Source organism: Vibrio agarilyticus (assembly GCF_012641465.1).
Classification (GTDB): Bacteria; Pseudomonadota; Gammaproteobacteria; order Enterobacterales; family Vibrionaceae; genus Vibrio; species Vibrio agarilyticus.
The window spans coordinates 73044-88391 of the sequence record NZ_JABAIK010000007.1; the positions used below are offsets into that span (position 1 = coordinate 73044).

General features: G+C 47.0%; 14 protein-coding genes and 2 tRNA genes. 7 read left to right on the forward strand and 9 right to left on the reverse strand.

Annotation, left to right across the window (positions count from 1 at the left end; translation table 11 throughout):
* Positions 1–25 precede the first annotated feature (25 nt).
* The gene (locus tag HGP28_RS08690; protein WP_168836060.1) at positions 26–1429 is read right to left on the reverse strand and encodes an FAD-dependent oxidoreductase; all 1404 of its coding nucleotides are present in this window, start codon (positions 1427–1429) and stop codon (positions 26–28) included.
* A 232-nt stretch (positions 1430–1661) separates the two neighbouring features.
* Here HGP28_RS08690 and phnW point away from each other — a divergent pair, with 232 nt between their 5' ends.
* The 4 genes from phnW (at position 1662) to HGP28_RS08710 (ending at position 5937) form a co-directional block, all read left to right on the forward strand.
* Entirely contained in the window at positions 1662–2801 is a 1140-nt protein-coding gene (gene phnW, locus HGP28_RS08695) for a 2-aminoethylphosphonate--pyruvate transaminase (protein ID WP_168836061.1), read from the forward strand.
* A 79-nt stretch (positions 2802–2880) separates the two neighbouring features.
* Positions 2881–4299: an aspartate aminotransferase family protein gene (locus HGP28_RS08700; protein WP_168836062.1), complete on the forward strand. Its 1419-nt coding sequence runs from the start codon at positions 2881–2883 to the stop codon at positions 4297–4299.
* Between the two features lie 42 nt (positions 4300–4341).
* Positions 4342–5163, forward strand: a complete 822-nt coding sequence (gene phnX, locus HGP28_RS08705; protein WP_168836063.1) for a phosphonoacetaldehyde hydrolase — start codon at positions 4342–4344, stop codon at positions 5161–5163.
* Between the two features lie 591 nt (positions 5164–5754).
* Entirely contained in the window at positions 5755–5937 is a 183-nt protein-coding gene (locus HGP28_RS08710) for a hypothetical protein (RefSeq protein WP_168836064.1), read from the forward strand.
* A 131-nt stretch (positions 5938–6068) separates the two neighbouring features.
* Here the strand turns inward: HGP28_RS08710 and HGP28_RS08715 are convergent, their stop codons facing one another.
* The 5 genes from HGP28_RS08715 to HGP28_RS19210 all read right to left on the reverse strand — a co-directional run bounded on the left by HGP28_RS08715 (position 6069) and on the right by HGP28_RS19210 (position 11259).
* Entirely contained in the window at positions 6069–6587 is a 519-nt protein-coding gene (locus HGP28_RS08715; RefSeq protein WP_168836065.1) for a DUF6515 family protein, read from the reverse strand.
* Between the two features lie 98 nt (positions 6588–6685).
* A complete protein-coding gene (locus tag HGP28_RS08720) occupies positions 6686–7726 on the reverse strand; it encodes an HlyD family secretion protein (RefSeq protein ID WP_168836066.1) in 1041 nt (346 codons plus the stop codon).
* 1 nt (position 7727) lies between these two features.
* Positions 7728–9044: a glycosyltransferase family 2 protein gene (locus HGP28_RS08725; protein ID WP_168836067.1), complete on the reverse strand. Its 1317-nt coding sequence runs from the start codon at positions 9042–9044 to the stop codon at positions 7728–7730.
* Positions 9031–10416 carry a TackOD1 domain-containing metal-binding protein gene (locus HGP28_RS08730; RefSeq protein WP_168836068.1) on the reverse strand — a complete coding sequence of 462 codons (1386 nt, stop codon included), beginning with the start codon at positions 10414–10416 and terminating at the stop codon, positions 9031–9033. The genes HGP28_RS08725 and HGP28_RS08730 overlap by 14 nt, the downstream gene beginning before the upstream one ends.
* Positions 10417–10539: 123 nt before the next feature.
* Positions 10540–11259: an autoinducer binding domain-containing protein gene (locus HGP28_RS19210; RefSeq protein ID WP_168836069.1), complete on the reverse strand. Its 720-nt coding sequence runs from the start codon at positions 11257–11259 to the stop codon at positions 10540–10542.
* Between the two features lie 155 nt (positions 11260–11414).
* Here HGP28_RS19210 and HGP28_RS08740 point away from each other — a divergent pair, with 155 nt between their 5' ends.
* Together HGP28_RS08740 and HGP28_RS08745 are read left to right on the forward strand one after the other, a co-directional pair.
* Positions 11415–11747 (forward strand): DUF4902 domain-containing protein, encoded by a 333-nt coding sequence (locus HGP28_RS08740; RefSeq protein ID WP_168836070.1) that lies wholly within the window; start codon positions 11415–11417, stop codon positions 11745–11747.
* A gap of 85 nt (positions 11748–11832) precedes the next feature.
* The gene (locus HGP28_RS08745; RefSeq protein WP_168836071.1) at positions 11833–12402 is read left to right on the forward strand and encodes an acyl-homoserine-lactone synthase; all 570 of its coding nucleotides are present in this window, start codon (positions 11833–11835) and stop codon (positions 12400–12402) included.
* A 243-nt stretch (positions 12403–12645) separates the two neighbouring features.
* Here HGP28_RS08745 and gdhA read toward each other — a convergent pair whose 3' ends face one another.
* On the reverse strand, positions 12646–13992 hold the full coding sequence (gene gdhA / locus HGP28_RS08750; RefSeq protein WP_168836072.1) for an NADP-specific glutamate dehydrogenase: 1347 nt from the start codon (positions 13990–13992) through the stop codon (positions 12646–12648).
* Between the two features lie 722 nt (positions 13993–14714).
* Here gdhA and HGP28_RS08755 point away from each other — a divergent pair.
* Entirely contained in the window at positions 14715–15011 is a 297-nt protein-coding gene (locus tag HGP28_RS08755; RefSeq protein ID WP_168836073.1) for a hypothetical protein, read from the forward strand.
* A 130-nt stretch (positions 15012–15141) separates the two neighbouring features.
* On the opposite strand, the gene HGP28_RS08760 is transcribed toward HGP28_RS08755, so the two are convergent.
* Together HGP28_RS08760 and HGP28_RS08765 are read right to left on the reverse strand one after the other, a co-directional pair.
* Positions 15142–15217 (reverse strand) — tRNA-Gly (locus tag HGP28_RS08760).
* A 39-nt stretch (positions 15218–15256) separates the two neighbouring features.
* A tRNA-Leu gene (locus tag HGP28_RS08765) sits at positions 15257–15343 on the reverse strand.
* Positions 15344–15348: the final 5 nt, after the last annotated feature.

A 15348-nucleotide genomic window follows, 5' to 3' on the forward strand; every position in this document is an offset into this window, starting at 1 on the left:
CTCAACCTTATGATTTAATAGATCGTTAGCCTTCTATTTTATCGGCTTTACCCGCCGCACCTGCCAACTTTGCCAGCCATTTATCAATGATAAACGGGTTCTCACCACGATCTTCGGCCTCTTCTTTACGACGCACCGCATTGCGCACCATCATCGCCCCACACCAACGAAACGGCTCCGGAGGGAAATGCCCCAAAGGCCCTTGCGCAAGGCCGCATTGCGTCCACTCATTGTTTAAATCCAATGCCATTGAGGCGAGAATTTTTCCACCAATTCGTGTTTGAGAAACGCCATTGCCTGAATAGCCTAGGCCATACACCACGTTAGATTGTTTTCGTAATTGACCAAAAAACGGAAAACCCGTTGCCGAGCGGTCAGATCCGCCGGTCCAGCAATCGGCCAATTTTTCGTTGGCTAAGCTTGGGAATAGTTGCTTAAATGCTTTTTCCAACATCGGACGATAGTTCGACGTCACGTTAAACATAGGATCAACTTGGTTGTTAAAAGAAAACTTATTTCCCCCCTTACCCAACATCATTCGGCCATCCGGCGTATCACGATAATAATGGACGAAAATACGTGAGTCTAAGACACTCGAACCGCGCTCCCAACCCACTTTAGGTAATTTATCAGCAAGAGGCTCGGTGATCACCATGTCAGATGAGACCACCACTATCGTATTGTTAAACTCTCTAAAATGCTCCACCATCCAAGCGTTCAGCGCCAAAATCACTTTGTTGGCGCGAATGTTTGCCTGCGGCGTTGTCACTGTCGCTGGCTGGCCAAATTCCAAACGGGTCATCGCGGTGTTTTCGTATAATTCAACCCCCAACGCCAATGCAACACGACGTAATTCACGCGCCAGTAAAGCCGGTTGAACACTGGCTGCAACAGGAGAGTGAAACCCTTCCACATGGCGCGTGGAACCTGCTTTTTGATGCAATGTTGCGCTATTGCAGCGTTGCCAGCTATTGACGTTTAATCGAGTTAACTCATCCACAACGGGCGCCATCGAGCCGCACTGCGCTTGGTTCGTTGCTGTGTAATACACCCCTTTTTTTGACAGTTCCGCATCAACAGCGTAGTGCGCGCAAAATGCGGCAATTTCTTCGACGGCTCGTTCAGATTCTGCAACCAACCACGCCGCGTGTTGTTCACCGAACAGGCGCTTTAAGGTAGGAAATTTGGTCGACCATGTGAGCATGCAGCCGCCGTTGGCCCCCGACGCACCACTGCCACACAAGCCTTTTTCAATTAATGTGACTTTGCGATGCGGTGCTTGTTGTTTGATTAAAATCGCACTCCACAGCCCAGTATACCCCCCTCCCACTATCAAAATGTCGGTCTCAATATTGTGGCTTAATGCTGGCGCCGCGGTGGGTTGCTCTTTTTCTATCGCTTGTTTAAACCAAAAAGCAGCATGGCTCATATCTGTGTCCTTTGCAGGTTAATTGCTTATTTGCGATTACTTTACAAAGTGTCAGTCCAACTCACGAGCAAGAAAAACTGACGCTTAGCGTCAGCCTCGCTAACGCCTGATATGAAAGTTTTATGAAATTGTTCTATGCCCCATTTACGTGCTTTCCACTGAGCTGTTAGAGTAAACCGCAAATCTGGTATACACCAAAACACGCTAACCTCGGCGCTTTATGGATAAAATAATGAAAAACGATTACCTACTACTGACTCCTGGTCCACTGTCGACCTCAGCCACCGTTCGCCAAGCCATGCTCAAAGACTGGTGCACATGGGACGATGAATACAATGTCGACATCGTACAAGTCATTCGTCAAAAGCTGGTTGAACTGGCCACTCATCACGCAGGCTACACCAGCGTCTTAATGCAAGGTAGCGGCACGACTTCAGTGGAAGCCACGATAGGCAGTGCGATGGGCGCTTCTGACAAGCTTTTGGTGATTGATAACGGTGCATACGGCGCGCGAATCAAACAAATTGCTGACTATTACCGCATTGACTGCGTCGTCGTCGCGCCAGGTGAGACCGAAAAACCCAATCTAACTGAGATTGAAGCTCTACTTGCAAACGATTTAGCCATCACTCACGTGGCGATGGTCCACTGTGAGACAACAACGGGCATGCTCAACCCTATCGAAGCAATCGCTAAATTGGCGAAGTCTTATGGCAAAGTCGTGATACTGGATGCGATGTCAAGCTTTGGTGGCATCACAATGGATATTGGTGAACTCGGCATTGATTTTATGATCAGCTCGGCCAACAAATGCATTCAAGGCGTTCCGGGATTTGCGTTTGTCATCGCCAAAAAGAGTGCTTTGATGCCTTGCCAAGGGCGCGCGCGTTCACTGAGCCTGGACTTATTTGACCAATGGCAGTGCATGGAGCAGCAACATGGCAAATGGCGCTTTACCTCGCCAACCCATACGGTGCGCGCGTTTTACCAAGCTTTACTCGAGCTTGAACAAGAGGGTGGAATTGCTGCCCGTCATAAACGCTATGAGACTAATCAAAAACGCTTGGTCGATGGTATGCGCGCACTGGGCTTTGCGCCGCTACTCGCAGAGGACAAACACTCGCCGATCATCACTTCATTCTATTCGCCAATCAGCGAACAATTTCAATTTAAAACTTTTTACAACGCGCTCAAACAGCAAGGTTTTGTGATTTATCCCGGCAAGGTATCTCATGCCGATTGTTTTCGCATTGGCAACATCGGCGAAGTGTATCTCGATGACATCGAGCGTCTTCTCATCGCGATTGAAAATGCGATGTACTGGCGCGCGCCGAGTTTAGCGGGCGCAGCCTGCACTGCGGCTAGCGCATAGCGTTTCGATATTGACAACCTTCAACGACCCAAACGATGTCACATCAGTGATGTATATGGAGAAGATGATGAACAGCCACATGAGCGAATCAACCCTTGAGCCCAGCCACTGGCGCAGTGAAGGAGACATCAACCTCACTCCTGCGCGAACGCAGTGGCAAGATGCCAAAGCAGCAGCGCGTCTCACTAGCAGCCAAACAACAAAGCTGCTTGCGCGAGATAGCGCCGTGTTTTTGCATCAAGCGATGTCAACTCCCTGTCTCACTGCGCTTGAGAGCGCGCACGGCAGCTATTTAACCGATTGTGATGGCGCGCAGTATCTCGATTTTCACGGCAACAACGTGCACCAAATTGGCTATGGTCACCCGCATGTGGTCAACCAAGTTCAGCAACAAATGGCCCAGCTTCCGTTTTCACCGCGCCGTTTTACCAATGAGATCGCCGTGCGCTGCGCGGAAAAATTGGTCAACATCGCTGGCGGCGAATTATCTCGCGTATTATTTGCACCAGGGGGCACCTCGGCCATTGGTATGGCGCTCAAGTTGGCGCGTCATGTGACTGGCAATTACAAAGTCATTTCCCTATGGGACTCATTTCACGGCGCGTCGCTAGATGCAATTGGCGTCGGTGGCGAAGCCTGTTTTCGCCATAATATGGGACCGCTAATGGCGGGTGTGGAACGCATTCCACCACCTATCTCTTATCGCGGCGCATTACACAGCCCTGACGGTTCTGATCTGCATTACGCTGATTATCTTGAGTATGTCATTGAAAAAGAAGGTGGTGTTGGCGCGTTTATCGCTGAGGCCGTTCGCAATACCGACGTTCAAGTACCAAGCCGTGCGTACTGGCAGCGCGTACGTGAGATCTGCAACCGTCACAACGTGCTGCTTATCATTGACGACATTCCCAATGGAATGGGCCGCAGCGGCCATTGGTTTACTCATCAAGCATTTGATATTGAACCAGATATTCTCTGTATAGGCAAAGGCTTGGGCGGTGGTCTTGTGCCTATGGCCGCAATGCTTACCAAAGACGCTTACAACACAGCGGCTACCATATCGTTAGGCCATTATACCCATGAAAAAAGCCCGATGGGTTGCGCAGCCGCACTGGCAACGATTGAAGTCATTGAGCAAGAAAACTTGTTAGCTAAGTGCCGCCAAGACAGCCAATTTATTCAGCGCAGATTACTCGAAATGAAATCCAAGTACCCCTTGATGGGAGATGTACGCGGCATTGGTTTGCTTTGGGGTATTGAGCTGGTTAGCGACCCAATAACCAAGGCACGCGCGCATGACGCTGCAGAAGCTGTGCTCTATCACTGCTTATCTCATGGGCTAAGCTTCAAAATTTCACAAGGCAACGTGCTTCAGCTAAGCCCTCCACTAACGATTGAGCGTGATGCTTTGGCTCACGCGCTAAACCTTCTTGAGAATGCGATAGCTCATGCTCAGCAAGGGATTGATTCAAATTACGCACCATCAGCAAAGCAGTGACCTCAACCACTGCCTATCACCACTTATTTTTAGGAACAGACCATGACTAACACTCACTCTCCAATTCAAGCCGTTATTTTTGACTGGGCAGGCACCATTGTCGATTTTGGCTCGTTTGCACCGACCAGTATTTTTGTTGAAGCATTTAAACAGGGGTTTGATTTTCACGTCACTCTCGACGAAGCTCGCGAACCAATGGGAATAAGTAAATGGGCTCATATTCAGGCAGTTGGGCGCATACCAACGGTGAACGCACGTTGGATTGAGCAGTTTGGCCAGCCGATGACCACCGCCGATATTGATGCCATTTACGCGGCGTTTATGCCGCTACAAAAAGCCAAAGTTGCGGATCATGCCGCGCCCATCCTCAATGCCATCGAGGTTGTGGCGTCATTACGCGAAAAAGGGATTAAGATTGGCTCTTGCTCAGGCTATCCGCGTGAAGTGATGGACATTCTCATTCCAGCAGCAGCCGAATACGGCTATCGTCCTGATTATGTTGTTGCATCAGACGATCTGCCGCAAGGCGCGCGTCCCGCGCCCTTTATGGCGCTCAAAAATGTGATTGAATTGGGCGTCACTAATGTCAACGCGTGCATTAAAGTGGATGACTCAAACCCAGGTATTGAAGAAGGCCATAACGCTGGCATGTGGACTGTCGGCTTGCTCCTGTCTGGAAATGAAGCTGGACTCACTTTAGAGCAATTCCAAGCTGCTGACCAAACCACACTGGAAAGCGCTCGCGAAACCGCGCGCGCTAAACTACTAAAGAGCGCTCCGCATTACCTCATTGATACAATTTCAGATTTACCTAGCGTGATCGTCGATATTGAAAAACGACTTGCCGCTGGCGAACGTCCTTAAGCGGCTCTATACCCAAACAGCTTGAAGATGCAGGTAGGCGACAAACGAGCAAAGCTTTTGAACACTTGGTGAACATAGACCGACTCTGTGATGAGGTTTGTGAGAGTCAGTCCCTTCATTTTGCAAAGAAAAGCGCTGCCACTTCAAGTGGGACGGGTACAACTGACGTTGTTTAGGTATAAGACGCGGTGACTTGGGAAAAAGGCAGACTTAATCTTAAGAGCTTTGTGTCATTTATGCACATAACCCAATTGCGCCGTTAATCCCCCTTTGGGAAGAGACATCGCGAGAACTTCTCTCTATTTACGTGCAGCGCCCATGCTACGGTAGCTGCACGCAGTGAACAACCTCACGACTAACAACCCTCACCTCGATTTATTCATATTTACGCTATTCGTCTGACGCGTTAATCGTTTGACAAATGACACGGTTTAACTAACTTTTTTTGTGACGCAGTTAACAAATGCGTTGCAATAAAGCTCAATGAACCAATCAAGCTTAATGTATATAAGGCACTTGGTTAACCGTGGAACACTGAGTTAACAAGGCGCTGCAGTCAATAAAGTAATCTAGTCAACAAGAGGTGAGCTCATGAAATTTCTGGCACTTATTTTTGCTCTTGCTCTTCCCCTATCGGTCAACGCAAGCGGTGGTGGTAGTGGCGGCGGTAGCGGCATTCCAATTGTTCCTTGCTATATCGACGGTGAATACCAAGGCTCTATTGAAGTGACCAAATGCCAAGCCAAGGGTGGCAAAACTTACGTCGACGATTAAACATCGCCCTGATGATTAAATCAAAAAATTGAGTCACCATCAGCGCCAAGGTTGATGGTGACTCAATGTATTTACCGTTTTAAAATGCACATATACCCAAACAACTTGAAGTTAGAGGCAGGCAGCAAACCTTAAAGCTGCGCGGCCACGGTAACATAATCGGTTGAGCCTGCAATTGGCGCATACCACTGCCCATTGTGGACGAAGAAAACAGTGCCATCGACCGTCACTTCACTTGCATTATGAGGCAGGTGTTTTGTCACAACCCCCGGTGATGTTGCAGCGATGCTGCTTTTCAAAGCCCCGCTATTTGCAACCATCGGCTTTTCCACATGAATATATTGGTCACCTTGACGTTGATAATACGCGTTGTTAATCACCGCATAAGTGATACCCGCAATAGCGATAAACGCAGCCGCTTTGGGCAGATGATGCTTATGATAAGCGCGGTGCCTTTTGGGCACGATAACAATCGGTCTTTTGTAAGCAGGCTTCTTATTCGGTTTCACCACAATCACTTTGTTGGGCCGTTTATGCGGTTTATGCACCACAATAGGACCGGCAAACGTTGGTGCGACCAGCGAAAGAGCCAGCACCCCGACAAGGCAAGCACGTAAGCGACGAGTGTGGCGTCGAAAAAGTAACGACATAATATTTTCTCAAGCGATAAAGACTACGCCAACCTACCATTTCCAAATTCAACTAATGTAAAGCGATGGTAAATTTCGGTAAAGCTTGAGTGAAACCGTTAGAAGCGCACTTCGACCCCCACCCCTTCAATCCAGCGCTCTTTTGGTAAGGGAGCGTCAAAACTTAATGTCACTTTGATGTAAGCGGGTTGTCCCTGAAACGGGCTCTTTTGCAACTCTTGAGGCAGTTTGTTAACGACCTCAATTGGACGAGAGACCGACGCTGAAAAACGCTGCCCGTCAGGAAAGACAACAGTGGCTTTTTCCCCTACTTTGCCGTAATCAAGATAGCGTGGGTCCAAAAAGGCGGTAATTTCTGGTGTGATATTTTGCGCTAACGTAAGCAAAGGCGCGCTCTCTACCACGCGCTGGCCGGGATGAACATGAACATCCAACACTCGCCCATTAAATGGGGCAACATACGTTAGACTCTCTTGCTGCGCCCGCTTAACCACGAGCTCTTGCATTAAACTTCGATACTGCTGAGAAATGGGCCCAGCTAACGCTAACTGTTGTTGATCACGTTTGGCATTTGCGTAGGCGATTTCTTGGTCGCTCAGCTGACTGTTTAGCGCATTACTGACATTAACAATCGCGGCATAATCTACCTCTGAAACCTGTCCTTTTTGGCGAAATTTATCGTAATTTTGCTGGATCTGTTTCACGCGACTTAAGCTTTGCTTGGTATTGGCAATCGCGACTTGGTAGAGGTCATCAACACTCTGAACTTCTCTATCTGACAGTGCGACTAACTCGCGTTGTATAAAATCCACCTCTTCATCGAGTGCTTTGTCAGTCAATGACAATAACGCTTGGCCCTGACTGACCTGACTGCCGACAGAAACCGATAAGTGCCCCACAAGAGCCGGCTGTGTTGCGGTAATCGTCAATGGATAAAAGGTCACGATGCCTGGCGCTGTTACAAGCAAATGTGTTTTTGCCAGATAATACGCCATGATTAACAGCGGACTTATCACCACCGCCAAAATCAAGTACCAGCGTACACGATACCCGCCCCGTTTTGCTTGACCGTAGACCACTTTCATACCACTTTCTGATTGCGGTTTTTTCTTTTTATCTAGGTGGAAATTGACTTTCATATTAAAACTTCTTGCCTCGCTTTAACACCCACCACGGCGCCATGCTCGACTCCTCATGACCACGCCGCACGACCTCATTTACCATTGAGAATGCGGTAATAAGACGCATGCAAAATTGATAAATCGGATATAAAAATAACCACTTCGTAAACTTAACATCAGCTTTGGCGCGCTCTGAAACCAGTGCGATATAAACCACAAACATCACGCCGGAGAGTACAAGGTAAATCAGATACAACAGCACCAGTAACGCAGCGACCAACGCCACCGGATAAACAATTAACATGTAGACGGTAAATATCACCACCAACAGCGGCAAAAGTACATTTTGCACAATGCCATACACCATAGTGAATATAAAATTGCCCCACCCTAACAGCCGTGGGGTTAACCCTTCATTATGCTTGCGCAAGAACAGAAACAGCAAATCGCCATCCCATCGAATACGCTGCAAAATTAACCCTTTTAAAGTGTCGGGAACATCCGTATGGCCCACCGCATGAGTCGCAAACGCTAACGTGTTGTTAGGGTAACGCCGTTTGTACTGCTTTAACCGCATGGTCAAGTCGAGATCTTCTGCGGTGTGCGTGTCCCAACCTCCGACTTGCTGCAACAATGGGCGGCGAAAAGCGCCAAAGGCTCCGGAGATATTGTTTAAAACGCCCCATTTGGCCATGCCAGTTTTTCCTGCCTGCATCGACAGCATATATTCAAGCGACTGCATTTTGGTAAGAAGGTTGGCGTCATGATTGCGCACTCGAAGTGCGCCGCCACTGGCAATCACGTTAGGATCGGCAAACTGCTGCATCATGGTGTAAACCATGTCATTATCAAAAGAAGTATCGCCATCCACATTAATCACAATATTGCCAGTTGCCACAGCAAGCCCGGCATTTAATGTCGAGACACGCCCCCCTCGCTGCCATTTTGGTAATGCGCGAACTTTGCGATTCAGTTTGCCCGCGTGGCGGCGCTCACCAGCTAAAGCGGCTTGATAAGTCTGTGCATTTTGCACCGCACCATCCACCACCGCCCAAATCTCAATGTTCCCGGGATAAACTTGTTCCGCCAAAGTATCAATAGTGATACCAATCGCCTCACCTTCCCCATAGCAGGTGATGACAAAACTGATCGATGGGTAATCTTGAAGCTCAGCGGCTTTAGGCTGATAGGACCAGCGAAAAATGCCTGTCAGTACCAGCAAGTAAAGTGGCAATTCAATAACAATCATAACTGGGAACACCACTAACCATAATTCAGTGTTGTGCAGTAGTGTCCCTTTGAGAAAACTCAATAAACTTAAACTATCTTGGAGCATAAATTTCACTGACTCTTGCTCTTAACCATTGGCTTGGATCCGCATTGATCTGCTCATCAGGCAATGACCAAAAATAGACATTAAGCTCAAAGGTGTCATCTTCAATCAACGCCCGTAAGTCGGTCAGTTTTTGTTGTAGCACTTGAAAACTGGCATAAGGCGTGTTGGGCATCAACACGAACACAACGTCAGTTCGAAATTGGCAACAGATGTCTGTCTCTCGAAACAGGTTACCAAGTCGAGCAATCAACTGATCCATCAAAGCAAAAAGCTTGCTGTCGCCGTAACGCAGCCCGTAACTGTCCAGCGAAGGCAAGTGCAGCCCCATCAGCAGGTGGGTGTCTTTTTTGTCCCGCTGAGCAACTTTATTTTGCCATGCGAGTACATTTTGGAAAAAGCTCGCCTCAAGCTTGCCCTTGATTGACAGCTGCGGCGCTTGTTGAAAACGGCCATAACGAAACAGATACTCACCCACATCACCAAGTCGATATTGATAGATTTTCCGCACAACCAGCTGATCCATCTTGTTATCTGTTCGGCAACTCAAGCAATGGGCGTGGGTTTCTGCCTCAACAAATCGAAAACGGCAACTGTGACAAACGTGGTTTTCCAGCGGCCTGTCATAATCGACACCGATATGGCGCAATTGCGTTAAACAGTTGGGACATTCAAGTTTGCCACGTCTTTGAAAGCTTTCTTGCGGGCCTACATGCCCACAGGTAAAACAGTGCAATGCGATTTCGGTATCAATGTCGATGCTGGCACAGTTAGGACACACTTCTACGTAATTCAAATGCGCACTATGACACTGGTGGCAACTACGTATGCGGTCGATTAATGTTTCCTTGTCAATCAGCCCGCGCGCATGCTCTGCGAGCACATAACGATAGCTTGAATACAAATCGGGATAGAGTGCCTCAATGAGCGGAAACGAATAAATACTGTGGGAATTGAGATCTTTAAATGGAAGTAAACGACGTTTGCGATCCAGCCCAAGCCAACCCACGAGCGCATCAATATGTTGTACGTCAGCCATGACTGCCAACCTCTGGCGAAACTGGCGCCACTCGTCAAGGCATTGCTCGACGGACTGACTGTCGATGCGGCCGTCCGTTATCGCTTGCGAATAAGGCGTCTCGTGCGTCACCAACACCTGCCAAGACCAACGTTTTAGATGGGAGTAAAATTGCTTTAACGTCCGTTTTAACGCTAGCGGGTCTGGCTGATGAAAAATTGCCAATCCCCCCATTTCAGCAGGGATCGCATCGACACTCGTCACATAGTGAACGCCGTCAATCGCTATCGAATCCAGTGGCTCACCAACCCAATAGATTAATGCGCCCTCTTCGCTGTTTTCTCGCTTCTCCGCCATACCACCTTCGCTTTACTCAAAATCTAATTAAAGCCTAGCGAAATTCGATGGAGATAATGCTCTTAAACCTAAGATCATTCACTAATTAACAACGTGATGTTACACGTTCGCGCGATTAAGGGATTAAATCGCCCCTGAAAGCATGGCTTTCACCACGGTTGCGGTAATATTGGGAGTGCCAAATTTGCGCATCGCATTCCCATGATGAAACTCGACGGTTTTTTGAGAAATATTTAAGATCATGGCAATTTCAAAGGTGGTTTTGCCATCTGCAGCCCACTTAAGCATTTCCACTTCACGGCGTGTAAGCTGGTAATCAGCAGGTTCTAATGGTTTATCTAACATAAACTGACGAAACTTTTGATCCGCGACATGAGAAACCCAAAGCATATACGGCGTCTTTCTCACTAGCTCCTGCTTGGAATAACTTGACTGCCCTCGTGAAAATGAAATCATCGAACCTGTGCCATCTGGGCTGTGAACCGGATTTGACCATCCACTGACTAAGCCGTGCACTCGAGCCTCTTGCCAAAATGGCAATCCTTCGTCATAAAGCTCATTCCAATCAATGGCACTTGAAGAACGTAACGCGCGGCCGACTAAAGGATCGTTAAACACTAAGCCTTGGTTTTGATATCTATCATTCCACGCATCGGTATAATTATTTGCCATCGCAAGTGTTGATGTGGCAAATGGCGCACGTTTTTTTAGTCCAAACGCAAAATGCTCAAACCCCAAATTATCACACGCTTTATCCATTAATTTGATAAACGCATTTTTATCGTCACACAGCGCCATATCTTCAACCAAATTTTCAATGGCAATTCTGTCTTGTGTTTCCATAATCTGAAGTGAGTTCCATATCTTAGTTTTGTTTTCAACCTATAATTTTATACAGTAAAAAGTGAAAAAAAAATGCTCTGGAGCACACTAACATGGATCAAAATGACAATTTAATCATTACAAATTCACTACTTCTATCTCCCATCGAATGCTCGATGCAACGATTCCGAAGTAAAAAATTTACGCTATTGGAAATGGGCCTTTACGACAGCGATTGCCAATTTTCTCAAGAATCGAGTAGTTGTGATCTTTCTGGCTTTGCTGAGTGGCAATATGGTGATACCCCGAGCCTTTCCATTGGCTTTGACTGGGAAGTGCGCAATGGCGCAATTGTTTTATGCGGCGAACCATTCTGCAATTTCGTCCTACGAACTGACTCTGGCTTAGTGATGTCTCACGAAGCCACCACCCTTCGATTGGTGTCAGAAATTGAACATTGGGGCTGGCAAAACACAATCAAGAAAAATCTATATAAATCATTGCACTAAATAACTAGGGAATCACCTAGGCGAAAAAAACGCTGCAGAACCGTAATATGCCACTATGAACCTACACCATGGATTTGGTCGACGTATGGATTACTTTTCTGGCACTGCAGCGCAGCTTTCAACCACTCAACTTGCCGAACTTTTTCACTACCGTTATGACGTTTTTATTAACCACCTCGAATGGGATGTCGTACCAGGCTTTGGTTCAACGTCAGATAAAATAGAAAAAGATCAATACGATAGCGAAGATACTCTCTATGTCGTAGCCAAAGAGCAAGACGACATTGTTGGCTGTGCGCGTTTGCTGCCAACAACAGAGCCATACTTATTACAAGAAGTGTTTCCCGAGCTGCTCAACGGCCAAGCTGCGCCACAACATTCGGATATTTGGGAGTTGTCACGTTTCACCAGTTTTAATCCAGCATTGCAATCACCTAACATTGCACCAAACCAATTTTCCAACGAAAGCACGGTTGAACTGCTTAAAGCAACATTAGATATTGCCAAGCGGCACGGCGCTAAAAAATTGATCACCGTATCACCCGTTGCAGTAGAGCGCTTACTTCGCAAAGCACAATTTTCAGCGCGTCGCGTCGCCCCTCCTGTGCGTTCTGGCCGCTTCTTATTAGTTTCTTTAGTGATTGATGTTATTTAATCACTTACCAGTGTTATACCCTTGTTAATTAAATCACCATTAATAAATGGCTTTTAAATAATACGGGTATCACTATTTGACTTAGAAGAGCAAGTCAAATAGAAAATGCCAAAACCAATTATTGTGACTGCCGTTGCATTATTTGGTGGCATCAAATATAGCAGTAACGACGTCAGAAAATAAAAAAGCTGGGCCTTAATTCTTGATTAAGGACCCAGCGTCTTCATTTCAAGCAATTTATAATCAGTAAATACCTTGTGCCATCATTGCATCCGCCACTTTCACAAAGCCTGCGATGTTTGCGCCTAGCTCGTAATTGATTTTACCAGACTCATCGCGGCCATATTCGACACAAGTGTCGTGAATACTGCGCATAATGCTTTGCAGGCGTTGGTCTACTTCAGATCGAGTCCAACCCAAACGTGCCGCGTTTTGGCTCATTTCTAAGCCCGACGTGGCAACACCGCCCGCGTTTGAGGCTTTACCCGGTGCGTAAACCACACCAACGTTGTTAAATACCGCCACCGCCTCTGCGGTGCTTGGCATGTTCGCCCCTTCTGCCACTAGCTGCACACCATTTGCAACCAAAGTTTCAGCATCATGGCTATCCAGTTCGTTTTGAGTCGCACAAGGTAAAGCAACATCCATCGGGAACTGCCAAGGTTTACTGCCTGCGCTGTAGGTTAATCCTAATTTGTTCGCATAATCGACAACGCGGCCACGCTGAACGTTCTTGATCTCCATCAGCAATGCCAGTTTTTCAGGTGTGAAGCCTTCAGGATCATAAACTGTGCCATCGGAATCTGACGCAGTAACAACACGTGCGCCCATCTCCATCGCTTTCTCAATCGCGTATTGCGCCACGTTACCGGAGCCTGAAACACCAACACGCTTACCAACCAGTAATTCACCACGCTCTTTAAGCATGGCTTCAACAAAATAGAGCAAACCATAACCCGTAGCTTCAGGGCGCAGCAAACTTCCTCCAAACGACAGCCCTTTGCCGGTAAATACACACTCTGCACTGTTGGTCAGTTTTTTCATCATTCCAGTCATAAAGCCGACTTCGCGTGCACCAACGCCAATATCACCCGCTGGAATGTCAGTGTCAGAACCGAGATGACGGTGTAACTCCAACATTAACGCCTGACAAAAACGCATGATTTCGTTAACACTCTTTCCTTTCGGGTCGAAATCACTGCCGCCTTTACCGCCACCCATTGGTAACGTCGTTAACGCATTTTTAAACGTTTGTTCAAAAGCAAGGAACTTGAGTACCGATGAATTCACTGATGGATGAAAACGCATGCCCCCTTTATAAGGCCCAATCGCGGAGTTATGTTGCACGCGAAATGCTCGGTTAACATTCACATTTCCGGCATCATCCACCCAACTGACACGAAATTGGACCAAACGCTCAGGCTCAACGAGACGCTGCAAAATCCCGGCTTTGATGTATTTCGGGTTTTTCTCGACAAATGGCCATATTGAAGCAATCACTTCTGTCACTGCTTGCAAATATTCCGGTTGGTTTGGGTTATTACTCGCTACCTGCGCCAAAAACGCGTCTTTAAGCAGCACTTCTTTCATCACGAACTCCTGTAAACGTAAATAAAAACTGCCCAATCACTCATTGTGAGTCGATACACCTCAAGTACCCACAGGACGCACACCGTAAGACGGCAGTGTATATACCCGCCATTGTGGATGACATCAAGTAAACAAGGATATCTTCGGAAATGATCTATACCCAAACAACTTGGAGTTACCATTAGCTGTAAACGAGCAACGCCACTAAACACGTCGTGAACGTGACAAACTGTGCAAGAGGTTTTGCGAGAGCAAACCCATTACTTTGTAGAGAAACGCGCTGCAACTTCAAGTGATACAGGTATATTGACTGTTATATAACCAGACAACTATGTTAGCAACTAAATTTATATGGGGTGCGACACAACCTTATTTTACTTATCTGGTTTAATATAAAGGAGTCACAATCAAGCCTACGAGCATATTTGTCTCGCGGGTAGGATTCTGCCCAGCTCCAGCTGAATGGAGGCAAGCCAACTACTCTTTGTCATGCCCAAGAGTCGCCACAGAAACGTTCTGGTCTGGCAAGCTTTGGTCGGTCGGTTTGTGGCATTTCTGACACCGAGAGCCTGAAAAATCGTCCTGCTTCTTTTCCTAGTTTTTACCTTATTTAGTGAACTCACTTTTTGAGAATATATGTTTCAGCAATTATTTGAACTCACTCGACAAACTAAAAGCGCTAACGACATACGATAAGAAACCCAGACACCAAGGAATGATCTATGGCTGAAGTAATTGCGCATATCCTGCTAGTTGGAGGTAATCAATTCGCATATCGAGTTGGACGTTTACTCATTGCTATTATGACGTTAGGTAACCTTTCCATAGAGCCGTTACCAAAACATTTTGCTACTCATTTCACCCAAGCATTCGATGACAATGAAATCATTCGTGAGGAGGACCATGCTAAATACGCTGTGTCATATGAGAAAGCACTCACCATCGGTTACATTGTACTTCTGGCTGGCTTGTGCGCCATTATATTTGTTTTTCGAGATTACTTTATAGATACAAAATAACAGAATCATATACGCTGCCATAAGCCTAATCTGACCAAAGTGCTTGTGGGCTAGAATGAGGCTCTATTAAGGAAAATCGTTTAAAAATTAGAAAACGAAAAAACCCAGTCCGAAGACTGGGTTTTCAATTTGGAGCGACACACGAGGTTCGAACTCGTGACCTCAACCTTGGCAAGGTTGCGCTCTACCAACTGAGCTAGTGTCGCAAACGATTCATCTTAAGACGAATTCGCTATTTGATGAGATGGTGCCCCGGGCCGGACTTGAACCGGCACGACTCGAAAGTCGAGGGATTTTAAATCCCTTGTGTCTACCAATTTCACCACCAGGGCACACA